This window comes from Desulfolutivibrio sulfodismutans DSM 3696, assembly GCF_013376455.1.
Classification (GTDB): domain Bacteria; phylum Desulfobacterota; class Desulfovibrionia; order Desulfovibrionales; family Desulfovibrionaceae; genus Desulfolutivibrio; species Desulfolutivibrio sulfodismutans.
Genome location: NZ_CP045504.1, coordinates 1,084,623 through 1,108,635 on the forward strand (window position 1 = coordinate 1,084,623; position 24,013 = coordinate 1,108,635).

General features: G+C 64.7%; 20 protein-coding genes and 2 tRNA genes. 11 read left to right on the top strand and 11 right to left on the bottom strand.

Going from position 1 to position 24,013, the window contains the following annotated elements; all coding sequences use genetic code 11:
* Positions 1 to 57: 57 nt before the first annotated feature.
* The 4 genes from GD606_RS05195 to GD606_RS05210 form a co-directional block, all read right to left on the bottom strand.
* Positions 58 to 501, bottom strand: coding sequence for a hypothetical protein (locus tag GD606_RS05195; protein WP_163300657.1), 444 nt, complete (start codon positions 499 to 501; stop codon positions 58 to 60).
* An 11-nt stretch (positions 502 to 512) separates the two neighbouring features.
* The gene (locus tag GD606_RS05200) at positions 513 to 776 is read right to left on the bottom strand and encodes a hypothetical protein (RefSeq protein ID WP_163300656.1); all 264 of its coding nucleotides are present in this window, start codon (positions 774 to 776) and stop codon (positions 513 to 515) included.
* Positions 777 to 810: 34 nt separating this feature from the next.
* On the bottom strand, positions 811 to 1,479 hold the full coding sequence (locus tag GD606_RS05205) for a FecR family protein (RefSeq protein WP_163300655.1): 669 nt from the start codon (positions 1,477 to 1,479) through the stop codon (positions 811 to 813).
* Between the two features lie 446 nt (positions 1,480 to 1,925).
* Positions 1,926 to 2,002 (bottom strand) — tRNA-Arg (locus tag GD606_RS05210).
* Positions 2,003 to 2,359: 357 nt separating this feature from the next.
* On the opposite strand from GD606_RS05210, the gene GD606_RS05215 reads away from it, so the two are divergent.
* The 11 genes from GD606_RS05215 (at position 2,360) to GD606_RS05265 (ending at position 17,364) form a co-directional block, all read left to right on the top strand.
* Positions 2,360 to 3,874, top strand: a complete 1,515-nt coding sequence (locus tag GD606_RS05215; RefSeq protein ID WP_163300654.1) for a Do family serine endopeptidase — start codon at positions 2,360 to 2,362, stop codon at positions 3,872 to 3,874.
* A 58-nt stretch (positions 3,875 to 3,932) separates the two neighbouring features.
* The gene (ispE, locus tag GD606_RS05220) at positions 3,933 to 4,835 is read left to right on the top strand and encodes a 4-(cytidine 5'-diphospho)-2-C-methyl-D-erythritol kinase (RefSeq protein WP_163300653.1); all 903 of its coding nucleotides are present in this window, start codon (positions 3,933 to 3,935) and stop codon (positions 4,833 to 4,835) included.
* Positions 4,836 to 4,878: 43 nt separating this feature from the next.
* Positions 4,879 to 4,954 (top strand) — tRNA-Gln (locus GD606_RS05225).
* Positions 4,955 to 5,096: 142 nt separating this feature from the next.
* On the top strand, positions 5,097 to 6,041 hold the full coding sequence (locus GD606_RS05230) for a ribose-phosphate diphosphokinase (protein ID WP_163300652.1): 945 nt from the start codon (positions 5,097 to 5,099) through the stop codon (positions 6,039 to 6,041).
* A 53-nt stretch (positions 6,042 to 6,094) separates the two neighbouring features.
* Entirely contained in the window at positions 6,095 to 6,685 is a 591-nt protein-coding gene (locus tag GD606_RS05235; RefSeq protein WP_163300651.1) for a 50S ribosomal protein L25/general stress protein Ctc, read from the top strand.
* 189 nt (positions 6,686 to 6,874) lie between these two features.
* A complete protein-coding gene (gene pth, locus GD606_RS05240; protein WP_163300713.1) occupies positions 6,875 to 7,483 on the top strand; it encodes an aminoacyl-tRNA hydrolase in 609 nt (202 codons plus the stop codon).
* Positions 7,484 to 7,593: 110 nt separating this feature from the next.
* A complete protein-coding gene (locus GD606_RS05245) occupies positions 7,594 to 8,106 on the top strand; it encodes a CarD family transcriptional regulator (RefSeq protein ID WP_163300650.1) in 513 nt (170 codons plus the stop codon).
* A 347-nt stretch (positions 8,107 to 8,453) separates the two neighbouring features.
* Positions 8,454 to 9,701: a transcription termination factor Rho gene (gene rho / locus GD606_RS05250; RefSeq protein WP_163300649.1), complete on the top strand. Its 1,248-nt coding sequence runs from the start codon at positions 8,454 to 8,456 to the stop codon at positions 9,699 to 9,701.
* A gap of 76 nt (positions 9,702 to 9,777) precedes the next feature.
* Complete coding sequence (locus GD606_RS05255) at positions 9,778 to 11,238, top strand: beta-barrel assembly-enhancing protease (protein WP_163300648.1); 1,461 nt, start codon at positions 9,778 to 9,780, stop codon at positions 11,236 to 11,238.
* A 2-nt stretch (positions 11,239 to 11,240) separates the two neighbouring features.
* Positions 11,241 to 11,645: a PPC domain-containing DNA-binding protein gene (locus GD606_RS05260; RefSeq protein WP_163300647.1), complete on the top strand. Its 405-nt coding sequence runs from the start codon at positions 11,241 to 11,243 to the stop codon at positions 11,643 to 11,645.
* Positions 11,646 to 11,898: 253 nt separating this feature from the next.
* Positions 11,899 to 17,364: an alpha-2-macroglobulin family protein gene (locus GD606_RS05265; RefSeq protein WP_176629222.1), complete on the top strand. Its 5,466-nt coding sequence runs from the start codon at positions 11,899 to 11,901 to the stop codon at positions 17,362 to 17,364.
* Between the two features lie 220 nt (positions 17,365 to 17,584).
* On the opposite strand, the gene GD606_RS05270 is transcribed toward GD606_RS05265, so the two are convergent.
* The 7 genes from GD606_RS05270 to GD606_RS05300 all read right to left on the bottom strand — a co-directional run bounded on the left by GD606_RS05270 (position 17,585) and on the right by GD606_RS05300 (position 23,901).
* Entirely contained in the window at positions 17,585 to 17,884 is a 300-nt protein-coding gene (locus tag GD606_RS05270; RefSeq protein ID WP_163302127.1) for a type II toxin-antitoxin system RelE/ParE family toxin, read from the bottom strand.
* Between the two features lies 1 nt (position 17,885).
* Complete coding sequence (locus GD606_RS05275) at positions 17,886 to 18,161, bottom strand: type II toxin-antitoxin system ParD family antitoxin (protein ID WP_163302128.1); 276 nt, start codon at positions 18,159 to 18,161, stop codon at positions 17,886 to 17,888.
* A gap of 222 nt (positions 18,162 to 18,383) precedes the next feature.
* Complete coding sequence (aat, locus tag GD606_RS05280; RefSeq protein ID WP_163302129.1) at positions 18,384 to 19,076, bottom strand: leucyl/phenylalanyl-tRNA--protein transferase; 693 nt, start codon at positions 19,074 to 19,076, stop codon at positions 18,384 to 18,386.
* A gap of 74 nt (positions 19,077 to 19,150) precedes the next feature.
* Complete coding sequence (gene clpA, locus GD606_RS05285) at positions 19,151 to 21,508, bottom strand: ATP-dependent Clp protease ATP-binding subunit ClpA (RefSeq protein ID WP_176629223.1); 2,358 nt, start codon at positions 21,506 to 21,508, stop codon at positions 19,151 to 19,153.
* Complete coding sequence (gene clpS, locus GD606_RS05290) at positions 21,509 to 21,823, bottom strand: ATP-dependent Clp protease adapter ClpS (protein ID WP_176629224.1); 315 nt, start codon at positions 21,821 to 21,823, stop codon at positions 21,509 to 21,511.
* Between the two features lie 299 nt (positions 21,824 to 22,122).
* Complete coding sequence (locus GD606_RS05295; RefSeq protein ID WP_163302130.1) at positions 22,123 to 22,776, bottom strand: class IV adenylate cyclase; 654 nt, start codon at positions 22,774 to 22,776, stop codon at positions 22,123 to 22,125.
* 54 nt (positions 22,777 to 22,830) lie between these two features.
* The gene (locus GD606_RS05300; protein ID WP_163302131.1) at positions 22,831 to 23,901 is read right to left on the bottom strand and encodes a protein-glutamate methylesterase/protein-glutamine glutaminase; all 1,071 of its coding nucleotides are present in this window, start codon (positions 23,899 to 23,901) and stop codon (positions 22,831 to 22,833) included.
* Positions 23,902 to 24,013: the final 112 nt, after the last annotated feature.

The following is a 24,013-nucleotide window of genomic DNA, read 5'->3' on the forward strand; positions in this document are numbered from 1 at the left end:
GGACGGCCCCTGGCGACGCCCGGGACGAGGCCGCCCGCCCGGGCATATCCCGAAAAACTATCTGGCCGCAGCCGAGGCCTGCTCCATGACGCTGACGGCGTGATCCTCGACCACGGCGACCAGTTCCGCCACGTAGTCCTTGTCCCCGGTCTTCTCGAAGACATATTCCCGAAACGGTTCCAAAAGGGTGGAGCAGGCGGCGCAGGCGTCCGTGGCCGCCTCGGGCCGATAGGGCTTTTTCCCGGCCTGGGCCGAGACGAAGGCGGCATAGGCGCAGTCCAAAAAGGGTTTGACCCGAGCCAGAAGCGCCGCGTCCTGGCCCCCGGGGCCTGCCGCCGCAGGGGAAACGGCCGAGGCCGCCGGGACGGTCGCCGCCGGCACGCTGCCCGAAGCGCCCGCTGCCGTGGTTTTTCCGGCCTGGCACCCCCACGCCCCCGCCAGGCATAAGACGGCCAGGGCCGCCAGGGCCGCCCGACGCAAAGGACTGTACTGTCGCGGCATATCCATCCCCCTTATTTCGAGCCGGACAGACATCCGGCCAGCTTGGCCGCCTGCCCGGGGGCGGCGGAGGATAACACGGCTTCCAGGGTCTTGCGGCCGAGTTTTTGGCCGATTTTGGTCACTTCGCGGGCGCTGGGGGTCTTGGCGAATTTCATGACCACCACCTCGCCCGTCAAGGGATTGGTGATGTCCTTCTCCGCCCGGGCCTCAAGCGCCCCCCCGGCCAGGATCAGGAACGCCGCCGAGACGGCGAAAAGAAACGGGGTGATACGCATGGATCGTTCTCCTTACGCCTGATGGGCCGTTTGTTCAGCAACCGCCGCCGGCCTGGGGATCGGCGGGAGCGGGCGAGAGATTTTTGAACACATCGCTGACCGCCGGAGGCGTCGCCTCCGGCGCCCCCATGGCCTTGCCGCGCTCCTTGGACACGCTTTGGCCCGCAGGCACCTCCGCCGTGGCCCCGAACTCCCTGTCCGTGACCAGGGCCGGGCCGCCGGAGAGCACCGACACCCGTCCGGAGCCGCCCGTGGCGGAAATGCCCAGGTCCGTGCCGCGCACCCCGATGTCCAAAAGCGGGGTCTGCACCTTGAAGCTCTCGGGACGCTTCTGGGCCATTTTCCCGGTGATGAACCGGAAAACGCCCACGGAGCCGGTGACGATCATGGCGTTTTTCCCGGGGGGGTTGTCGTAGGCATAGACATAGTCCGCCAACGCGAGCTCGCTCTCGGCGTCCATGACCAAAAGGGACTGGTCCAAAAACTGGAACTGGGCCCGGGAGGCCTTGCCCGTATGCAGCACATCGGCCCGGTAGACGCAGGCCGTGGGGGTCAGCAGGCGTGCATCCCCCCCGGGGCCGCGGGCCTCGACCGTTCCGGCCACGCCCTGGGCATGCCCCACCGGGCCGGATTCCTGGGCGTTCGCCGCCAGGCAGAAAAAAACGAGGAACACAAGACAACACGCCGCCGCAGGAGTTTTCATCGCGCAATCCCCCTTGGGAAAGACGTGATCCGACGTTTGACGAAGACCGCCGCCATCGCGGGAGGATGGCGCACGGCGCGGCCGGGACAAGCCCACGATCCATCTGTATCATTTTCTTTACAGGTATCCGCACTGCCGCGTCAATTGAAACGGCCGAAACGGCGCAGCCGAAGGCACGCCGAACCCCGCGCCGGACATGACCTTTCCGGCATTCTCCGGTCCCGGCCTGATCCTTCCGGACACCCTTCCCGAATCGCGATCTGCACATGTCTGCACGTTATTCGTGCAATATCCTGCACAACCCCATCCCTGACATGGTAAAAAAAGAAGACAAATCCCGGCAGAATGCGGAAAATGCACAAAGGCACGTTTCTTGATGAAGGGGTTTTGTCCCGGCTGGCGAACGAAAAAGGGACGCAGTAAAAACCGCGTCCCTGGGACGTACCTGGTGCTCCCGGTAGGATTCGAACCTGCGGCCTATCGCTTAGGAGGCGATCGCTCTATCCACCTGAGCTACGGGAGCACGAGTCGGAAGGGGCGGCCGCCAGGCGCAATGCGGCGGCCAGTCTTGACGAAGCCCGAATTTGATATAGTATTTTTCGTCGCCCTGCTTGTCAAGATGGCGGCGACGGCTGAGGCCCCGGCGGCGCGGAAACGCGCCCAAACACGGCCTCCCGCGACGACTCCGCGACAGGTGGGCGTCTACGCGGGGCCGGTTTACAAGACCGGGAGTGGCGTATAAAATCTTTCATCGCCGGTCGCGCCACGCGCGTACCCGGGGAAATCCCCCGGACACGCCCAGGCGCCGAACGCACCCACAGGCCCCGGCGCCTCCCCCTGCGGGGGCATGAGAACACGCCGCGCGGCCCAGGAGAACCACATGATCCGCACGCTGAAATCGTCCGTCCTGGCGATTCTCGCCATCTTCGTTTTGGCCGCCCCCACCGTGGCCTCCTCCCTGCCGGAGATCACCACCCTGGCGGAAAAGGCCGGCCCGGCCGTGGTCAACATCTCCACGACCAAAACCGTCAACAATCAGGGAAAACTGCGCGACTTCTTCCAGCAGATGCCGCGAAAAGGCACGCCGTTTGACGACTTCTTCGACCAGTTCGACCGCTTCTTCGGTCCCCAGGGCCCGCAGGGCAACCAGGGCAACCCCCATGGCGGCCCCAACGGCGGCCCCAACGGCGGCCCCAACGGCGGCCCCCAGGGTCGTGAGCGCGGCCCCAAGCAGCGGTCCCTGGGTTCGGGCTTCATCATCTCCCGCGACGGCTACATCGTGACCAACAACCACGTCATCGACCAGGCCGACGAGGTCAAGGTGCTCCTGCGCGACTCCGACAAGCCCCTGACCGCCAAGGTCATCGGCCGCGATCCGGAGATGGATCTGGCCCTGATCAAGATCGAAGGGAAAAACGACCTGCCCTACCTCGAGTTCGGCGACTCCGGGGCCCTCAAGGTCGGGGAATGGGTGGTGGCCATCGGCAACCCCTTCGGCCTGCAAAATACCGTCACCGTGGGCATCGTGTCCGCCAAAGGACGCATCATCGGGGCCGGTCCCTTTGACAACTTCATCCAGACCGACGCCTCCATCAATCCCGGCAACTCCGGCGGCCCGCTTCTGGACCTGGACGGCCGGGTCATCGGCATCAACACCGCCATCGTGGCCTCGGGCCAGGGCATCGGCTTCGCCATCCCCAGCAACATGGCCAAGGACATCATCACCCAACTGCGTGAAAACAAGTCCGTCAAGCGCGGCTGGCTCGGCGTGACCATCCAGAACATCGACGAAAACACCGCCAAGGCCCTGGACATGAAGGACACCAAGGGCGCCCTTCTGACCTCGGTCATCCCCGGCGATCCGGCGGACAAGGCGGGACTGAAGACCGGAGACGTCATCACGGCGATCAACGGCGAGAACATTGAGGACACCAATGCGCTTCTGCGCAAGGTGGCGGCCATCCGGCCCGGCGAAAAAGCGGAATTGACCGTCCTGCGCAAGGGGGCCACGAGCAAGATCAGCGTCAGCCTCGGCGAGCGCGATTCCAAGAACCTGGCCCAGGGCGAGATGCAAAACGGCGAGGACGAGACCGCAAGCGAATCCATGCTGGGCCTCTCCCTGCGCCCGATGAACGCCCAGGAGGCCAAGGCCCTGGGCATGGACAAGCCCCAGGGACTGTTGGTGGCGGGCGTGGCTGAAGGCTCCGCCGCCGACGAGGCCGAGGTGCGCCCCGGCGACGTGATCCTGGAGATCAACCAGACCGCGGTCACCTCCGTGGACGCCTTCACCAAGGCGGTCAAGGAGGACGGCCGGAAAAAGGGCGTGGTCATGCTCCTGATCAAGCGCCAGGGACAAAGCCTGTTCCGCACCATCCCGGTGACGGACGGCAAGTAGGACAACGATTGAGCGCGGGACGGGGCCCTCCCCGTCCCGCGTTTTCATTCCCCCCTCCATGACGCAAACCGCCTCCACCGCCTCCACCGGCCCCGCCGGGGAAACCCGACTGGCCGCGCCGTGCAAGATCAATCTGCATCTGCGCATCCTTCGCCGCCGCCCCGACGGCTACCACGACCTGGAGACCCTGTTTCTGGCCCTGCCCGAACCGGCGGACGAGCTGGTCATCCGTCCCCGGCCCGGGGACGGCGGCCTGACGCTTGCCTGCTCGGACCCGGCCCTGGACGGCCCGGACAACCTCGTGGCCAGGGCCTACCGGACCTACGGCGAAAAAACGGGTTTTTTTCCGGCCCTCGACGTTTTTTTAGACAAACGCATCCCGGCCGGTTCGGGACTTGGCGGGGCCAGTTCCGACGCCGCAGGCATCCTGGCCTATCTCAACGGCCACGCCCCGCATCCCCTACCCCCCCGGGAGCTGTCCGCCCTGGGTGCGGGCCTGGGCGCGGACGTGCCTTTTTTTCTCCAGGACGGTCCGGCCCTGGCGCTGGGCATCGGCGAAAAACTGTCCCCCTTTCCCCTCGATCTTTCCGGATTCGCCCTGGTTCTGGTCTGTCCCAGACAGCGGGTGAACACGGCCTGGGCCTACCGGACCTACGACGAACAATCCGGAAACGACGTCCCCGCCCTGGAAAGTCACTTGACAAGCGCATTTCACCGAAATATACGACCCTTTTGCGTGACCGGGCTGCCACTGTTCAACAGCTTTGAAGGGGTCGTTTTCGCGGCCCTGCCGGATCTGCGGCGTCTCAAGGAAACCCTGTTTTCCCTGGGCGCATCGGGTGCGGCCTTAAGCGGCAGCGGGTCCGCCATGTTCGGACTGTTCCGGAATCGGGAAATGGCCCGCCAGGCCGTGGCCGAGCTTGTCCGCCAGGGCGTTGACGGACGGCTGGTTCTTCCCTGACGCCGCTTTGCGGCGCTTTTTTTCCGGAATTGCCCGGTACTGCTGGGGCGTCGCCAAGCTGGCAAGGCACGGGGTTTTGGTCCCCGCATTCGAGGGTTCGAATCCTTCCGCCCCAGCCATATTTTGTGCCCGGCCCCACACGCCCTTGGCGGGTCGGACGCCACGCGGGAACGCCGCATCCGGCTATGGCTGGACGGAAGCGGACGTCAAAGGCGCGCCGCAAGGCAGCCCCCCGGCACACCACTATCGAGGCAAAACTCCATGGCCCAAGGCGATCTGAAAATCCTCTCCGGTACGTCCAACCCAGCGCTGGCCGAGGCCATCTGCGACCACCTGGGCTGCACGCTTCTGCCCTCCAAGGTGAGCACCTTCAGCGACGGCGAGATTCGGGTGGAGATCGGGGCCAACGTCCGGGGATCGGATATCTTCGTCATCCAGTCCACCTGCAAGCCCGTGAACTTTCTGTTCATGGAGTTGTGCCTGATCCTGGATGCCTTAAAAAGGGCCAGCGCCCACCGGGTGACCGCGGTGGTGCCCTATTACGGATACGCCCGCCAGGATCGCAAGGTGGCCCCCCGGGCCCCCATCAGCGCCAAGCTGGTGGCCGATTTTCTGACCGTGGCCGGGATGAACCGCCTTTTGACCATCGATCTGCACGCCGGACAGATCCAGGGCTTTTTCAACCTGCCCGTGGACAACCTCTATGCCGCGCCGATCATGGCCGAATATTTCAAAGGCATCCACAGCGACAACCTGATGATCGTCTCCCCCGACGCCGGGGGCGTGGAACGGGCCCGGTCCTTCGCCAAGCGCCTGGAGGGCGGGCTGGCCATCATCGACAAACGCCGCGACGCCCCCAACCAGGCCAAGGCCATGCACGTCATCGGCGACGTCACGGACAAGGTCTGCGTGGTCTTGGACGACATGATCGACACCGCCGGGACCATCGTCCAGGCCGGGCAGGTGCTTTTGGAAAACGGCGCCCGCGAGGTCATGGCCTGCGCCACCCACCCCGTGCTCTCCGGCCCGGCCATCGAACGCCTGGAGGCCTCGCCCTTTTCCCAGATCGTGACCACCAACACCATCCCTCTGGGCGAAGAAGCCAGGTGTTGTTCCAAGATCAAGGTGCTGTCCATCGCCGGACTTTTGGCCAAGGCCATTCACAACATCCACACCGAGTCTTCGGTGAGCGTGCTTTTCACCTAAAAAATCACACGCCGGGCGTACAATCCGCGCCGGAATCGAAAAGGAGAACCACCATGAAAGAGCAACTGTCCCTCGCGGTCACCCCCCGCGCCACAAAGGGAAAAGGCGCCTGTCGGCGGCTGCGCGTCGAGAACCTTGTGCCCGGCATCTTCTATGACTCCAAGGGAACCAACATACCGGTCATGGTCCCCGAACTGCCCCTGACCAAGCTGCGGGAAAAAACCGGCTCCTCCCACGTTTTCGATCTGGTGATCGAGAGCGAGGAAGGCCCCCAGACCAGGCCGTCGCTTATCTGGAACGTCCAGCGCCACCCCACCAAGCCCCGCATCACCCATGTGGACTTCTACGGCGTGGACCTGGAAAAGGTCATCCGGGTGTCCGTGCCCGTGGTGGTCAGCGGCAAGGCCAAAGGCGTGGTGCTCGGCGGCAAGCTCGAAATCTTCCGGGACATGGTCGAGGTGGAATGCCTGCCCCTGTCCGTCCCGGACAAGGTGACCATCGACGTGACGGCCTTGGACACCAATGAAAACATTGTGGTCTCCGAACTGGTCCTGCCCGAGGGCGTCAAGGCCGTCTACGAGGACAACTACGCCGTGGTCGGCGTGGTTTTCGAAGCCGAGGAAGAGGCCAAGGCCGAATCCTGATCATCGCCCTGATCCGGAGGCGGCCCCGCCCGGGCCGCCTCCTTTGCCTCGCTGTATGCCGGACGGGCCGCGCCGGGTGTTCGCCGACGCGCGGCCCCGTTTTCCGCCTTCTTTTACGCGCATGATGGCGACAAACGTATTTTCCGGCCCGGGACTCGACCTGTGGCCGCATCACAACCCCCGCTTGCCATGGCCTTCACTTCCCTGATTCTGGGACTGGGCAACCCCGGTCCCCAGTATGCCATGACCCGGCACAATCTGGGTTTCTGGGCTGTGGACGCCCTGCGGGAGCAAGGCCAGGCCGCGCGCATCTCGTCGCGCAAGGATGTCGAACTGTTTCACCTGACGCTGACGGGCCCGGCCAGGGGGCCGCATTTGCTGGCAAAACCCCTGACGTTTATGAATTTAAGCGGACTGGCCGCATCCTATCTGTGCGGATACTACAAGATCGATCCGGAGAATCTGGTGGTGATGCACGACGAACTGGATCTGCCGCTCGGCCGCATCCGGATCAAGCGCGGCGGCGGCAACGCCGGGCACCAGGGCCTGGCCTCCATCACCCGGGAGCTGGGCACGCCGGATTTCGTGCGCATCCGTCTGGGCATAAGCCGTCCCGCCCCGGGACGCGACGTGAAGGGGTATGTTTTGGAGCGCTTCCCGGAGAACGATCGGGCCATCGCCGCACGCGTGGCCGAAGACGCGGCCCGTCTGGCGACGCTCTTTTTGACCGAGGGCTTGGAGACGGCCAAGCGCCAGGCGGGCCAGATCAACCATACGCCGCCGGTACCCCCCGCATGACCGCCGCCAACCCGCCTGAATCAGACATGGACTATTTTCGCCCATTGCGTTATTTAGAAAAAACACTGGACGCATCCTCCCTTCTTCTCGACTCGCAAAGGAGCCCCACGGTGTTTTCCGTTGACCAGCTAGTCGTCTATCCCGCCCAGGGTGTGGGCAAAGTGGAACGCATCGAATCCCGGGACATCGGGGGGGCGACGACGGATTTTTTTATCGTCCGCATACTGAGCAACAACGTCACGCTCATGGTGCCGGTGCGAAACGCTCTGAATGTCGGCCTGCGTCCTCTGTGTACCGAGGACCAGGGCCGGGCCATCATCGAGTCCCTGAAGGATCGTTCCGACTTCACCGGATACACCGGGCAGAATTGGAACCGCCGCTATCGGGAATATTCCGAGAAGCTCAAAAGCGGGGATCTGGCCGATGTGGCCTATGTTCTCAAGGAGCTCCTGCTTATCGGGCAGAACAAGGAGTTGTCCTTTGGCGAACGCCGCCTGCTCGAGCAGGCCACCGGACTTTTAACCCTGGAGTTAAGCCTGTCCCTTTCCAAGGAGCAGGACGAGGTCAAGGCGGTCATCAATGAACTGTTCGCCGACGTGATCCAGCCCAAGATCGTGGAGTGACCGGCGGGGCGCGCAGAACGTCAAAAAGGGCACATCCCGCTTGACAGTGCCCACAAATTGTATAAGTAACACCCCGGGCCGCCAAGCAGTGCCCCCTCCAAATCCGGTTCTTTTTTACAGAATTGACACTTCCGCGAAGGCAACAGCGACTGGAGCTTGATTTTTCCGCGAGCGTCATTCCGCTTACACTACCGTTGGCATCTGCGGGGAACGCACCTCCGCTGCATCGTTTCCGCGCCAAGAGAGCCATCGCATATTTCGTCAGGATTGGTTCGGACTTTTTACGGGAAAACCCTCTCTTTTCCACGGCTGTGCACCATACAACGCCCCTCTGTACGGAGTAAGGAATGAATCTTTCGGAACTGAAACTCAAAAGCATGCCCGAGCTCATGGAGCTCGCAACCACCTACAACGTCGAGAATCCGAGCGGCATGCGCAAGCAGGAGTTGATTTTCGGCATCCTGCAAAACTGCGCCTCGCAAAACGGCTCGATCTTCGGCGAAGGGGTTCTGGAGATTCTGCCCGACGGATTCGGTTTCCTGCGCTCCCCCATGTACAGCTACATGCCCGGGCCCGACGACATCTATGTCTCGCCGTCCCAGATCCGCCGCTTCGGCCTGCGCAAGGGCGACGTCATCTCCGGCCAGATCCGCCCCCCCAAGGAGGGCGAACGTTATTTCGCGCTTCTGCGCGTGGGCGAAATCGGATTCGCGCCTCCCGAGGCCTCGAAAAACCTGGTGCTCTTCGACAACCTGACCCCGCTGTATCCCAACCAGCGGTTCGTCATGGAAAACGGCGGCGAAAACTATTCCTCCCGGGTCATCGACCTTTTGGCCCCCATCGGCCACGGCCAGCGCGGGCTCATCGTGGCCCCGCCGCGCACCGGCAAGACCATGCTGCTCCAGACCATCGCCAACTCCATCAACGCCAACCATCCCGAGGCCTACCTCATCGTGCTGCTCATCGACGAGCGTCCTGAGGAAGTCACGGACATGGAACGCACCGTGCGGGCCGAGGTGGTCAGCTCCACCTTCGACGAACCGCCCCAGCGCCACGTCCAGGTGGCCGAGATGGTCAGCGAGAAGGCCAAGAGGCTGGTTGAGCGCAAACGCGACGTGGTCATCCTGCTCGACAGCATCACCCGCCTGGGCCGGGCCTACAACGCCGTGACCCCCTCCTCCGGCCGGGTGCTCTCCGGCGGCCTGGACGCCAACGCCCTGCAACGGCCCAAACGCTTTTTCGGCGCGGCCCGCAACATCGAGGGCGGCGGCTCCCTGACCATCATCGCCACGGCGCTCATCGACACCGGTTCGCGCATGGACGAGGTCATCTTCGAGGAGTTCAAGGGCACGGGCAACATGGAGATCTATCTGGACCGCCATCTCGCGGAAAAGCGCGTGTTCCCGGCCATCGACATGAACCGCTCCGGCACCCGCAAGGAAGAACTGCTGCTCCCGGAAGACGTGCTCAACCGGGTGTGGATCCTGCGCAAGCTTTTGGCCCCCATGAACCCCATCGACAGCATGGAGTTTCTGCTGGGCAAGATGCGCGGCAGCAAAAACAACCGCGAATTTCTGGACCTCATGAACCGCTAGGGCGCGTCCGGGACCATCCGGACGACTCCCGCACGCCGCCCTTTTCTTCTTTCTCCTGCGGAGGTAAGGAAAGGACATGAGCACCCCACTTCGCCGTACGGCCGTCCTGACGGCGTTCCTTGCCTGCCTTGCGGCCGGAGCGTGCGCCCTTTTCTGGCAGGTGGCGCGCCCTGTCCCGGCCCGGGCCGACCTGTTCGAGTTCACCCTCAAGGACGAACGGGAACTGGGCGAAAAATTCAACGCCCTGGTTCGCTCCAAGCTCCCCCTGGTGGACGACGCCGAGATCCAGGCCTATGTCACGGACATGGTCAACCGGGTGGCCAAGTCCATGCCGCCCCAGCCCTTCCCCCTGACCATCGGGGTCATCCAAAACAACGCCTTAAACGCCTTCGCCGCCCCGGCGGGTTACGTCTTCGTCTTCACCGGGCTCATCCTCAATCTGAATCATGAATCCGAGGTGGCGGCGGTCATCGCCCACGAACTGGCCCACGTCTCCCAGCGCCATCTGGCCAGCCGCTATGAGAAAATGACCACCCTGACCATCGGGCAACTGGTGGGCATGGTGGCGGGCATCGCCCTGGGCGCCGCCGCAGGCGCTCCCGAGGCCGGAAGCGCGCTGATTCTGGGCTCCCAGGCGGCCGCCGCCCAGACGTACTTGAGCTACAGCCGCGAGGACGAGCGCGAGGCGGACCAGGTGGGCATGAACTATCTGGTGGCCGCCGGATATCCGCCCCAGGGGATGGTCGGGGCCTTCGAGACCATCCGGCGCATGCGCTGGCTCAAGGGCCAGGGCACCATCCCGGCCTACTTGAGCACCCACCCCGATGTCACCGAACGGCTAGGCTACCTCAAAGACCGCATCAACCAGATGCCCAAGGCCATTCGCGACCGCAAGGAGAACGACGGCAAATTCCTGCGCGCCCAGACCATCATCCGGGCCCGCTACGACGACCCCCCGAAGGCCATCGGATACTACCGGGGCCTGGGGGCCAAGATGACCTGCCTGGACAGGCTTGGGCTGGCCGTGGCCCTGGGCCGCACCCATGACATCGCCGCCGCCAGAACGGCCTTTGGCGAGGCCATGGCCTGCGGCGGGGAAGACCCCTTATGGCTGCGCGAGATCGGCCGCTTCGAGATCAAGTCCCGGCGCTACGACCTGGCCGAAGACTATCTCAGGCGCTCCGTGGACAAAAATCCCAACGACCTGACGGCCCTTTTCGAATACGCCCGGCTTCTGGCCCAGACCGGCCATTTCGCCCAGGCCCTGCCCTACATGAACCGGGTGCGCATGAATTTCCCCGACAACGCGGAGATCCAGACCGCCTACGGCCAGATGCTCGGGCAGTCCGGCGATTTGTTCCGGGCCCACCTGCATCTGGCCTATGCCGCCGTCTATGAAAACAACGAACGCCAGGCCGAGTTCCAGATCAAAAAAACCAAGGATCTGGCCAAATCCGAGGAACAAAAACAGGAACTGGCCAAACTCGAGGAACTTTTCAAAAAACGGACTGAACTCTTGAAACGGAGGATTTTCTGAACATGAGCGCGCCGCATCTCTTTCGCCTGCCCAAGGACGCCGACCTCCTGGAGGCCCTGGACGCCATCTGTCGAGACAAGGGCATCACCCACGCCACAATCACGGTGATCGGCGCGCTGAGCCGGGCCAGCCTGGGGTTTTATCTCCAGGACGAGCACCGCTATGTCTCCCACGAGGTGGACAAGCCCCTGGAGGTGCTGGCCGGGCTTGGCAGCGTGTCCCTTAAGGAAGGCCAGCCCTTTGTGCACCTGCATCTGACCCTAAGCGACGCCACCGGCGCGGCCCTTGGCGGCCACGCCATGCCCGGCTGCCGCATCTTCGCGGCCGAAGCGGCCATCCAGACGGCCGAGGGGCCTGAAAAACACCGGGTGTTCGACGAGGCCACAGGCCTTTTCCTCTGGGGCTGATCCGCGTTGCCTCGGGAGGCCGCCGGATCCTGGTTCCCCGGCCTCCCGACCCCGAACAGCCTTTGATTTTTTCCTTTTGCCTCCTGCCGCCTTGCCTCGCCCCAGCCCTTGTTGCTAGTGTCGCGTGGTACTGGCCCGTGGTTCGTGCGACACTGGCCGCACGCGACGCCCCCACAAGCAGACATCGCCTCGAACGCGCCCCACGACTTGGCGCGCTCAACACCGTCTCACTGCAGAAACGAGGTTGGCCCGCATGACCGCGCCCGAACGCACTCCGTGGTACAAAGACTGGAAAATCCAGCTTATCGTGGTCCTGGCCGTCATCGTCGTGGCCCAGTTCGTGACCCTTTCGGGCATGCGCACGCCCCCCCCGCCCCCGGCGGTTTCCCCCGCGCCGACGACGGCTGCCCCCGACGACGTGACCGTGGCCGGGGTGTCCATCGAGGCCGAACAGGGGCGGGCCCTGCTCATCGCCTTCGACCATCCCGTGGCCGGAGTCACGGCCGGGAGCCGTCCGGCCAAGGAGCCCGCAGCCATTTCCCCGTCCGTGTCCGGCGTCTGGACCTGGATCAACCCGTTCATGTTGCGTTTCGAGCCGTCCGAACCCTTCGCCACGGCCAAAAGCTACGCCATAACCATAAAGCCGGACCATATCGTCGCCGCCCCCCAACGTCTGACGGGAGAAACGAAGTTCGCCGCCGCCCACGGCGTCTTCGAACTGACGCGCCTGACGGGCCACCTGGAATCCGCCGCCGAGGAGGGGCCGGGCATGGTGCGCATTGAGGGCGAGGCGGTTTTCAACCGCACAGTGAACCCCGAGGCTCTGCTCGAGCATCTGAAAATCCTGGATCCCCTGCGCGGCGACGGCGATCCCGTTTTCTTCTACATCCCCGACAGCTCCCCCGGCCGCAAGCTGACCTTCATCAGCGACCCCATCGCCGCGAAGACCCAGGCCCGGGACATCACCCTGACGCTGTCCGCCGAGACCGTCCCCGAAAAAGGCGGCGTCCCCCTTGGCCGGGAGGTCAAGACGACGGTGCCGGTGGTTTTGGACACGGTGCTCAAGGTCAACGCCATAAGCGCCGAGAGCCAGGGCGAGGCCAGCGTGCTGCGCATCAACTTTTCCACGCCGGTTGCGGCCAAGGCCCTGGAGGATCATCTGACCATCGCCCCGGAGGTGGCCCGGCGCATCCATTCCGAAGATGGCGACCTCATCGTGACCGGCGAATTCATCCCCGGCCGGGACTACCAGGTGACCCTGCGCAAGGGCCTGGCCGCCGCCGACGGGGCCATGCTCGAACAGGACGTGGCGGAGGCGGTCTCCGTTCCAGACCTGGACCCCATGGCCGTCTTCAAGGACCAGGGGATGTTTCTGTCCCGCTCGGGCTATAAAAATCTGGCCGTCAAAAGCGTCAACACCGACACGGCGGATATGGTCATCGACCGGGTCTATTTGAACAACCTGTTCGCCTTCCTCAACTTCGACTATTCGGCCATGGACCAGTCCTTTACCGGCCAATACCTGAGCCACAGCCTGGGCGACCGGCTGCGAAAGGTCACATTGTCCCTGACCGGGCCGCAAAACAAGGCCGTCACCACCCCCGTCAACCTGGAAAAATACATCGCCCAAGAGACCCCGGGCCTGTACCGGGTGGCCCTGACCCTGCCCGGGCAGTACGAGGGCGATCAGCGTCTCGTGCTCATCACCGACCTGGGCATCGTGGCCAAACGCGGCAACGCGGACATCCTGGTCTTCACGGCCTCCTTCTCCACCCTGGCCTCGGTCCAGGGCGCCACGGTGCGCATCATAAGCGACCAGAACCAGGAAATCGCCCGGGGAACCACCGACGCCTCGGGCCTTTTCCGGGCCGCACTGTCCACGGAGATTCTGGAAAAAAACCGGCCCTATCTGATCACCGTGGAAAAGGGCAACGACTTCAGTTTCCTGCTGTTCGACTCCTTCCAAACGGACACCACGGGCATGGACGTGGACGGCCGGATGCTGTCCAAGACCGGCTATACCGCCTTCCTCTACGGCGAACGCGACATCTACCGCCCCGGGGAGACCTTAAACGGCATGGCCATGGTCCGCGACGCGGCCTTGAAAACCCCGGCCTCCATGCCGCTGACGCTTCGCCAGACCGATCCCCAGGGCCGCAAGCTCGGGGAGACCGTGGTCAAGACCGACGACAAAGGCATGGCCTCCTTCTCCCTGCCCCTGCCCGGCTATCTCATCACCGGTCCCTATGTCCTGGAACTCCTGGCGGGCAAGGAACAGATCGGCGAATACCGCTTCCAGGTCGAGGATTTCGTGCCCGACCGCATCAGCGTCAACGTGGAGCCCGGCCAGACCATGGCCCTGCCCGGGCAAAAGCTCGGATTTGCAGTCAAAAGCCGCTACCTGTTCGGAGCCCCGGCCTCGGAACTGCCCGTGGAGGCCCGGGTGCGCCTGACCAAGGCCCCGTTTACCCCCAAGGGGTTCGAGCAGTATTCCTTCGGCGATCCCGAGCGCTCTTTCGAGGACGCGGAGTTTTTCCAGAGCGACGAGTCCCTGGGCCCGGACGGCGCCCAGACCTTTGAGGCCGAGCTGCCCCAGGACGTCCGGCCTCCGGCGGCGCTGTCGGCGGTCATCACCGCCCGGGTGCGCGAGGGCGGCGGCCGGGGGGTGACGGCCCTGGCCCGGGTGCCCGTGCATGCCTATCCGTCCTATCCCGGGCTCAAGCGCCTGGAACGCGAAGGCCGGGAGCCGGGCAAGCCCCTGGTCCTGGATTTCGTGAACGTGTCCGCCGCCGGAGAGGAGGCCAAGCCCGGGGAGCTCAAGGCCCGCTTCTATAAGGACGACTGGCAGACGGTGCTGCGCCGCGATCCGGGCGGCAGCTTCAAATACGATTCCGTGCGCGATTCCAGGCTGCTTGACGCCAAGACCATTGCCGCCGGGACCAGCCACGGGACCGTGACCTTCACCCCGCCGACCGTGGGCAGCTACCGCGTAGTGCTGACGGATACGGCCACCGGGGCCGCCAGCCAGGTGGAATTTTTCTGCGGCGGCTTCGGCTATTCGCCCTGGGCCTTGGAAAATCCGGCCCGCATCGAGCTTGTGCCGGATAAAAAGGAATACGCCTCTGGCGAGACGGCCACCTTCCAGGTGCGCGCCCCCTTTGCCGGGCGCATGCTGGTCACCGTGGAGAACGAGGAGGTGCGCCAGGCCTTCGTCATGGACATGCCGGGCAACACCGGCCAGATCAACATTCCGGTCAAGCCCGAATACATGCCCAACGCCTATGTGACCGCCACGTTGGTGCGCAAGGCCTCCGACCTTTCGTCCGGTTCCGTGGCCAGGGCCTTCGGGGCCGCGCCCCTGTACGTCGACCGGGCCGAGGGCCGCCTGGAGGTCATCGCCTCCGCCCCGGCCGAGATGCGCCCGGGGACGCCCCTGGTCATCGACGTGACCACCCGTTCCGGAGCGGCCCTGACCGTGTCAGCCGTGGACGAGGGCATCTTGCAGCTCATTGCCCAGAAAACCCCGGACCCCTACGGCGAATTTTACGCCAAGCGGCAGCTCGGGGTGGAATCCTTCGACATCTTCTCCATGCTTCTGCCCGAGGTGCCGCCCCTGCACGGCAAGTCCCTGGCCGGCGGCGGCGACTCCCTGGAGGACTTGAGCAAATTCCTGCGCTCGGAAAGCCCGGCCTCGAGGCTGGTGGCCTTTTGGTCCGGGGTGGTCGTGGCCGACGGCCAGGGCAAGGCCCGGGTGAGCTTCGACGTGCCGGAATTTCGCGGCGCGGTGCGCATCATGGTCGTGGCCGCCGACGGCAAACGTTTCGGATCGGCCGAGACCGTCACCCGGGTGAAAAGCCCCTTGTCCGTGTCCCCGAGCTTCCCGCGTTTCCTGTCCCTGGAGGAGACCGTGGACATCCCGGTGGCCGTGCGCAACGACACCCCCGGCCCCGGCGACTTCGTTGTGACGCTCGCCGTCACGGGTTCGGCCTCCTGCGCCGCCCCCCAAAAGTCCGTGTCCCTGGCCCCGGGAGAGGAAAAGACCCTGTTTTTCCCGGTGGCCACCGGCCCCGGGGAAGGCATGGCCACCTTTGCCGTGACCGTTTCCGGAAACGGCGAAAAGGCTGCCGCCAGCCAGGAGCTCTTCGCCCGCTCTCCCCTCCCGGCCCGTTCGGACATCCAGTCCGGCGGCGTGGAGAGCGCCTCGGCCAAGCTTGAGGACGTTGCGGCCGGATTCGTGCCGGGCACGGCCCGCCGCGACATCTTCATCGGCCGCCAACCCCTTTTGCGCTTCGCCGCAAACCTGCGCGAACTGCTGACCTATCCCCACGGCTGCGTGGAGCAGACCGTGTCCAAGGCCTTTCCCCTTTTGTATTTCGCCGATCTGGCCAAGGTTCTGGCCCCGGACATCCTGCCCGGCGGCCAACCGGCGGCCATGGTCCAGGCCGCCGTGAAGCGCCTGATGAGCATGCAGATCTACGACGGCGGCTTCTCCATGTGGCCGGGCGGCCAGGAGACCGTGGACTGGCCCAGCGTCTATGCCGCCCATTTCCTGGTGGAGGCCAAGGCGGCGGGCTACCATGTGGATGAAGACTCCCTGCGCCGGGCCCTGCGTTTTGTCGCCGGACTGGCCAAAAACGCCGCCAGCGATGACCAGGAGGGCGAGGACGGGGGAAGCGGGGCCAAGGTGTCGGCCTATGCCCTGTACGTCCTGGCCCGGGCGGGCAAGGCGGACATCGGGGCCATGGATTATCTGCGCGATGCCGCAAACGGCGGACTGTCCGCCGACGCCCGGGGGCTTTTGGGCGCGGCCTATGCCGCCGTGGGCAACCAGAAGGCCGCAAGCGCCCTGCTGGCCGGTTCGCCGCCAGCCGACACCGTGAAACGCCAAACCGGCGGCGCCCTGGATTCGCCGCTTCGGGACAAGGCCCTGTATCTGGCGGCCCTGACCGACGCCGCCCCCAAGGACTCTCGCCTGCCCAAACTCGCGGCGGACACGGCGAGGCTCTTTGCCGCCGTGCGCCATCCCTCCACCCAGGAGGCGGCCTTCGCCTTTGTGGCCCTTGGCAAGTATTATGCGAAACAGGCGGCCAAGAAGCCGTTTTCCGGCAAACTGTACGCCGGTTCGACGCTTCTGACGGATTTTTCTTCCGACAAACCCTTGTCCCTGCGCGGCATCCCCGACGCCGGGGCGCTGCGCATCGAGATGGATGGCGGCTACGAGGCCGGGGCGGCGTTTTTCAGCGTGGAGACGCGCGGCGTGCCCCTGATGTCGGCCTACAAGCCCGAGCGGGCGGGGCTTGAGATCGTGCGCGAATACCTGGACCGCCAGGGCAATCCGCTGGCCGGGGATGTCGTTTCCCAGGGAACCCTCCTGGTGTTAAAGACCTCCGTGCGCAGCCTGTCCGGCGCAGTGGAGAACCTGGTGCTCCAGAACCTGCTGCCCACGGGCATCGAGGTGGAGAATCCGCGTCTGGCCACCACGGAGAAGCTGCCCTGGATGACCGGGGACGATCTGGAGGTGGATTACGTGGATTACCGGGGGGATAGGGTCAACGTGTTCGCCGACCTCCCGGACGAGAAGTGGCGCAGCCAGTTCAGCCTGCTGCGCGCGGTGACGCCGGGGACGTTCCATGTGCCGCCGCCACAGGTGGAGGCCATGTACGACCCGTCGCTTATGGCCTCGGGGCCGCTCGGGAAGATCACGGTGCAGGTGAAATAACGGACGTCCCGGCCCGGACGTTCTTCCCGGGCCGCAAAAGGGCAACGCCCCCTCCGGTCGCACCGCAGGGGGCGTTCGCTTTGTGACGGACGGCTTTACCGAGACGGCCAGTCAACCTCGAAGTCGGCTTATGCCGCAACCGGGCGAGAGCTTCACTTCGCCGCACAACTGCCCAGCCCTTCGCGACCATTTCAGATCGCGTCAGGCCGTCCGCTTGGGGTCAATCGCTTTCGTCAAAAAGAGCATCTACATCGCGGGAAGCGTGAAGAACGCGGACGACCTCAATGCCATCCGCGAGAGGCCGGTAAAAAATGAGGTACCTTCCAACCGGAAAACTTCGGATGTCTTTTTCCAGTTCATCACGAACCCGGCCAACACCGGGCCGCTTCGCCAGGGCCAAAAACTTTGCGTGAATCTTGGCAACGAAAGCATCGGCACGAACTTCGCTGTCCTCCGCTATATAGTCCCAAATTTCAATCAAATCTGATTTGGCCCGGGGGCTTTTGAAAATCTGAGGCATTTTACGCCTCTGTCTCGGAGGCGAATCGGGCCGTACGGCGCATGCGCCCTTCTTTCTTAATCTCTTCCGGATCCCATGGCGTGGACGTGCCGCTGGCAAGGCCCTCCCGAATATCCTGGCGGAGTTGTTCGAGCGCGACGGTACGAAGACGGTCTTGCGCCTCCATAAGCCGGAGCGCCTCCCGAACGACCTCGCTTGCCGAATTATAAAGTCCGGACGCGACCTTTTGCTTGACCAAAGATTCAAGCCGGGGTGTGAGATTAACATTCATGGGCATGGCACCCTCCATTTAAAATGACGTATAGGCTGGCAGCCAATCATTGTCAATGTTTGACAACATCCCCAACGCGAGGCTCAACTCTCCTTGCAAATTAACCGGTGAAACCGTTTAACAACGCCCCGACATCACCCGGCTGAAGCAGCAATTGCTTGATCTACTAGCCAGGGAAGACCCGCCAGTCCCGCGCTGAGCCTCCCTTTCTGTCCGAAACGCCCCCGCCTAGGCCGGATCGTCGCCCCGCCCTGCGCCGTGAAGCCCCAGAGCCTCGCGCACAAGCCGCAGAAAGTCCTCGCGCGGTATCTCCCGGCAGCCGAAACGCGCCATATGCTCCGTGGTCTGCTGGCAGTCGATGAAGGAACATCCCCGGGCATACAGATGCCGGGCCAGGGTCACAAAGGCCGCCTTGGAGGCCTCGGGCACGAGGTGAAACATGGATTCGCCAAAAAATGCCCGCCCCAGGGCCACGCCATAGGCCCCGCCCACGAGAACCCCGTCCTGGCGGGCCTCCACGCTGTGCGCGAACCCGGCCCGGTGCAGGGCCACATAGGCCGCGACCATCTCCGCCGTGATCCAGGTGCCGGGCTGTCCCGGACGATGGACACGGGCGCAGGCCGCAATCACGGCCGGGAAATCCGTGTTCAGGGTCACCTCGAAGCGGTTCTGGCGCAAAAGCCGCTCCAGGCGGCGGGGCACATGCAACTCAGCCGGAAACAGCACCGGCCGGGGGTCCGGCGACCACCACAGGATGGGGCTGTCGTCGTCGTACCAGGGGAAGATGCCCTGGGAATAGGCGGCCAAAAGGCGCGGCACGGACAGATCCCCGCCCACGGCCAGAAGCCCGCCGGGCTCGGCCAGGCGCGGCGGCGGAAAACGCAGATCGTCGGGGTCGTCGGACAGGGCGAAGATGGGCATGGAAAGCCGCCATCAGGTTGTCTCCCACGGGGCCATGGCGGCCCCGCAGGAGGAGGATGACGATGGCGCTGGGCTTACTGGACGACCTTACGGCGGCCGGATTCGCGCGGCACGTAGGTGAAAAGGAAGGACGACCCTTCCGGGGCCACGGCGCTGGCGTCGTTGACGGCCTCGATCCCGGTTGCGGCGTTCGCCCCGCCCGGGGCGCTCGTCGGGTCCGGGGCGTCCACCACGGCGTCGCCGCCCTGGCGCAGGCATCCGAAAAGCAGCTCGTGGGCCAGGACGTCCTTGATCTCGGCCTGGATGACCCGGGCCAGGGGCCTGGCCCCGTAGACCGAATCGAAGCCCTTTTTCGCCAAAAGGGCCACGGCGGCCGGGGTCAGGGTCACGGCGACCCTGCGCTCGCGCAACTGGTCGTTGAGTTCGCCCAGATACTTGGCCACGATGCGGTCCATGATCTCCGGGGTCAGCCCCTTGAAGGTGACGATGCCGTCCAGGCGGTTGCGGAACTCCGGGCTGAACAGGCGATCCAGGGCCTTTTTACCCTGGTCCGACCGGTCGTCGGGGGTGTCGGCGTCGCCGAAGCCGATGCTCTTGGCGGACATCTCCCGGGCCCCGGCGTTGGTGGTCATAAGCAGGATGACGTGGGAGAAATCGGCCTTGCGGCCGTTGTTGTCGGTCAGGGTGGCGTAGTCCATGACCTGCAGCAGGATGCTGAACATGTCCGGATGGGCCTTCTCGATCTCGTCGAGGAGGAGCACGCTGTGGGGGTGCTTGCGGATGGCGTCGGTCAGAAGGCCGCCCTGGTCGAAGCCCACGTATCCCGGAGGCGCGCCGATAAGCCGCGACACGGCATGCTTCTCCATGTATTCGCTCATGTCGAAGCGCACGAAGTTGACGCCCAGCACGTTGGCCAGTTGCTTGGCCAGTTCGGTCTTGCCCACCCCGGTGGGACCGGCCAGAAGAAACGCCCCGGTGGTCTTGCCCTCCGCCGACAACCCGGCCCGGGAACGCTTGATGGCCTTGGACACGGTGTCGATGGCCTTGTCCTGGCCGAAAATCACGGCCCGCAGTTCGCGGTCCAGATTCTCCAGCCGGGTCTTGTCCGATCCGGTGACCCGCTGAGCCGGAATCCTGGCCATCCTGGCCACCACCTTCTCCACGTCGGCCACGCCAATGGAGCCGCGTCCGGTCTTGCCCGAGAGGCGATGCACGGCCCCGGCCTCATCGATGACGTCGATGGCCTTGTCGGGCAGGTAGCGGTCGTTGATATGCCGGGCCGACAGGTCCACGGCGGCCTTGACCGCCGTGTCCGTGTAGCGCACGCCATGGTGCGCCTCGTAGGCCGACCGCAGCCCCTTCAGGATGTCCACGGCCTCCTCGCGGCTGGGTTCGGCAATGTCGATCTTCTGGAAACGCCGGGACAGGGCCCGGTCCTTCTCGAAATGGTTCTTGTATTCCTCGTAGGTGGTGGAGCCGATGCAGCGCAGGGTTCCCGAGGCCAGCACGGGCTTTAGGATGTTCGAGGCATCGAGGGTGCCGCCGCTGGTGGCCCCGGCCCCCACGATGGTGTGGATCTCGTCCACGAACAGGATGGCCTCGGGCTTTCCGGCCAGCTCGGACAACACGCCCTTGAGCCGGGCCTCGAAATCGCCCCGGTACTTGGTTCCGGCCAGAAGCGCGCCCATGTCCAGGGCGTAGATCTCGGTGTTGGCGAAGACCGGCGGCACCTCGCCGTTGACGATTTTGAGCGCCAGTCCCTCGGCGATGGCCGTCTTGCCCACGCCCGGATCGCCCACGAAGATGGGATTGTTTTTGCGGCGGCGCATGAGCACCTGGATGGTCCGCTCCAGTTCGGGAACCCGGCCGATCAGGGGATCGATCCGCCCGTCCCGGGCCTTTTGCACCAGATTGACCGTGAACTGTTCCAGGGCCGTGGCCCCGGGCTTCTGCTCCGGGGACTCGCCCGGGCGCTGCTCCGGGCCGTCCTGCCGCCAGGGCTCGGTCCCCTGGCCGCTCGAAATGGATTCCAGCACGTCCAGGCGGGTGATGCCGTGGGACTTGAGGAAATAGACGGCGTAGGAGTCCTCCTCATCGAACAGGGCGGCCAGGACGTCCCCCACCTCCACCTGGTTTTTCCCGGCGTTTTGCATCTGCATGATGGCCCGCTGCAAAACCCGCTGCACCCCGAGCGTCTGCACCACCTCGGTGGGCGACTCCTTGGGCAGAACCTCCATATGGTCCAGAAAAAACCGCTCCAACTGGTTTTTCAGGCGCACCACATTGGCCCCGCAGCCGGTCAGGATGTCCTTGCCCGAATCATCCAGAAGCACGGCGTACAGCAGATGCTCCAGGGTCAGGTATTCGTGATTGCGGCGCTTGACTTCCTTGACGGCGTTGGTCAGCACCTTTTCCAGTGTCTTGCTTAACATCTAGACCTCTTCCATGCTGCATTTGAGCGGATATCCGTTCTGGCGGGCCAACCGGCGCACCAGGGACACCTTGAGTTCGGCCACTTCCGCCGTATAAACCCCGCACACGCCGACGCCCTTATTATGCACGTTCAGCATGATCTGGACGGCCTCGGCTTCGGTTTTGCGGAAAACCTGCATCAGCACTTTGACCACGAACTCCATGGTCGTATAATCGTCGTTGTGCAAAAGAACCTTGAAGCGTTTGGGCTCGCGGATCTCGTCGGCCAGCCCCACTCCGGATTCCTGCTCCTCGTTTTGGATCGGTTCGGTCATATCCCGCTTCTTCTGCGATACAGACTTGTTACATGACAGGCGACGCTCATGCGCCGCACCCTGGGTTTCATAATAAGACGTGGGACGGGTCTGTCGAGGGCGGGTTGGAAAAACGGGACGCTGACGCCGCCCTGGGACAGGCCGCCCCGGTGAAACGGCCGCTACGGCATGTTCCCGCCCGGTCGTCCCGCCTGTCGGCGCATCCCTGCCGACGCGTTACCGTAAGGAAAATCGCCCCGGCTTACAACTGCGCCCGAGCAGGCCGCCCCGCCCCACCGGACGGCCGGGACGCCGCAGGCTCATTCGTCGAGCGACGGCGCGGCCAACAGCCGGGCGGACTTTTCCGGGGCGAAAACGAAGCTGTCCGTCGCTCCAAGCCCCAGGGCGTCCAGATGTTCCAGGTGCAGGTCGTGGTAGGTGGCGGTGCGGGCCGAGGCCGGATCCAGCCCAAGCCGGGCCGCCCAGGCCGTGATGTCGTCCGGGCCGCCTTCGAGTTCCACAAAACGGCCAAACGGCAGCCGGTCCAGGCAGACGTGCAGGCCGCCCAGCGTCCATATCTGGCGCACCTTTTCGTAGCGCAGGGCCTCGGCGTAGCCCAGGCCGTGCAGGATGGCCTCCATGGCTGAAAAATCCTCCACCCGGGTCTCGAGCTCCTGGCGGACCTTGTATCCGGCCGGGGCCTGCCCGGGCGCGGGAAGCTTGACGGTCACCACGCCGGAGGCGGCGGCTTGGCCGCCGGGCGAGTTGCGGCGCAGGCGCAGCAGGATGCCTGCGGCCCGCAGGCGGCCGAAGGCGACCGTCCCGGCGGCTGGCCCGGCGTCTGGGGCAGGGGCGTCGAAAACGATGTTTTGCTCGAAGACCACGGGTTCCGGGACCGCACAGGCCTCGGCCAAAGCCTGCCGCAGGGCCGAAAACCCGGCCACGGGGAATTTCAGCTCGATTTCCAGGGGCATGGGATCTCCAGGGGAAAAATGTCCTCCCCCCCTGTCCGGGCAGGACTCACCCGGTCACGTGGCGCAAAAACGCACCACTTCCGGGGCGATAATGCTCAGGGACATGATTTTGTCCGCGCCGCCGCGCTTGATGGCCTCCTGGGGCATGCCGAAGACCACGCAACTGGCCTCGTCCTGGGCGATGGTATAGGCCCCGGCGTCCTTCATCTCTTTCAGGCCCTCGGCCCCGTCGTCGCCCATGCCGGTCATGATCACGCCCACGGCGTTTTTCCCGGCATAACGGGCGGCCGAGCGGAACAGTACGTCCACGCTGGGCCGATGCCGCTTGACCAGGGGGCCGTCCTTGACCTCCACATGGTAGCGTGCGCCGCTGCGCTTGAGCAGCATGTGCTTGTTGCCCGGGGCGATGAGCGCCTGGCCGCGCAGGATGGTGTCGTTGTCCTCGGCCTCTTTCACCGTGATCCGGCACAGGCCATTTAAGCGTTTGGCGAAGGCCGCCGTGAACTGTTCCGGCATGTGCTGCACGATGGCGATGCCCGGGCAGTCCTGGGGCATGGCCTCGAGAAAGACGCGCAGGGCCTCGGTGCCGCCGGTGGACGCGCCCACGGCCACCACCTTTTCCGTGGTCCCGAACATGGCCTTGCCCGTCGGGCCAGGCAACATGGCGTCGGCCCCGAGCTTGGGCTCCACCTTCATGGGGGGGGTGGGGACCAGCCGCTTCATCTTGGCCCGGCCCGCCGCCTTGACCGAATCACAGATGCGGATGCGCGATTCCTCCAAAAACTGCCGCGTTCCGAGCTTGGGCTTGAGGATGATGTCCATGGCCCCGTATTCCATGGCCCGCAGCGTGGTCTCCGACCCGGACTCGGTCAGGGTGGAGCAGATGACCACGGGCATGGGATGCTGGGACATGATCTTGCGCAAAAACGTCAGGCCGTCCATGCGCGGCATCTCGATGTCCAGGGTGATGACGTCCGGGGCCTCCTCCTCCATCTTCTTGGCGGCGGCGAAGGGATCGGCGGCCGTGCCCATGACCTCGATCTCCGGATCCGACGACAGGATGTCCGACAACGTCTGGCGTACTAGAGCCGAATCGTCGACAATCAAAACCCTGATCTTCTCCACCCCTCACCACCCTTTGAAGGAACTCGCCGCTGTCCGCTGCGCATGTCCGTTTAGTGCTGTGGCTCTTGCGGCGTCGGCGAATACCTTCTCAATACGCCGAGCCGACTCCGGT

Coding starts and splice junctions, on each gene's coding strand:
- GD606_RS05195 (WP_163300657.1), bottom strand. CDS start 501: ATGCCGCGACAGTACAGTCCTTTGCGTCGGGCGGCCCTGGCGGCCCTG.
- GD606_RS05200 (WP_163300656.1), bottom strand. CDS start 776: ATGCGTATCACCCCGTTTCTTTTCGCCGTCTCGGCGGCGTTCCTGATC.
- GD606_RS05205 (WP_163300655.1), bottom strand. CDS start 1,479: ATGAAAACTCCTGCGGCGGCGTGTTGTCTTGTGTTCCTCGTTTTTTTC.
- GD606_RS05215 (WP_163300654.1), top strand. CDS start 2,360: ATGATCCGCACGCTGAAATCGTCCGTCCTGGCGATTCTCGCCATCTTC.
- ispE (WP_163300653.1), top strand. CDS start 3,933: ATGACGCAAACCGCCTCCACCGCCTCCACCGGCCCCGCCGGGGAAACC.
- GD606_RS05230 (WP_163300652.1), top strand. CDS start 5,097: ATGGCCCAAGGCGATCTGAAAATCCTCTCCGGTACGTCCAACCCAGCG.
- GD606_RS05235 (WP_163300651.1), top strand. CDS start 6,095: ATGAAAGAGCAACTGTCCCTCGCGGTCACCCCCCGCGCCACAAAGGGA.
- pth (WP_163300713.1), top strand. CDS start 6,875: ATGGCCTTCACTTCCCTGATTCTGGGACTGGGCAACCCCGGTCCCCAG.
- rho (WP_163300649.1), top strand. CDS start 8,454: ATGAATCTTTCGGAACTGAAACTCAAAAGCATGCCCGAGCTCATGGAG.
- GD606_RS05255 (WP_163300648.1), top strand. CDS start 9,778: ATGAGCACCCCACTTCGCCGTACGGCCGTCCTGACGGCGTTCCTTGCC.
- GD606_RS05260 (WP_163300647.1), top strand. CDS start 11,241: ATGAGCGCGCCGCATCTCTTTCGCCTGCCCAAGGACGCCGACCTCCTG.
- GD606_RS05265 (WP_176629222.1), top strand. CDS start 11,899: ATGACCGCGCCCGAACGCACTCCGTGGTACAAAGACTGGAAAATCCAG.
- GD606_RS05270 (WP_163302127.1), bottom strand. CDS start 17,884: ATGCCTCAGATTTTCAAAAGCCCCCGGGCCAAATCAGATTTGATTGAA.
- GD606_RS05275 (WP_163302128.1), bottom strand. CDS start 18,161: ATGCCCATGAATGTTAATCTCACACCCCGGCTTGAATCTTTGGTCAAG.
- aat (WP_163302129.1), bottom strand. CDS start 19,076: ATGCCCATCTTCGCCCTGTCCGACGACCCCGACGATCTGCGTTTTCCG.
- clpA (WP_176629223.1), bottom strand. CDS start 21,508: ATGTTAAGCAAGACACTGGAAAAGGTGCTGACCAACGCCGTCAAGGAA.
- clpS (WP_176629224.1), bottom strand. CDS start 21,823: ATGACCGAACCGATCCAAAACGAGGAGCAGGAATCCGGAGTGGGGCTG.
- GD606_RS05295 (WP_163302130.1), bottom strand. CDS start 22,776: ATGCCCCTGGAAATCGAGCTGAAATTCCCCGTGGCCGGGTTTTCGGCC.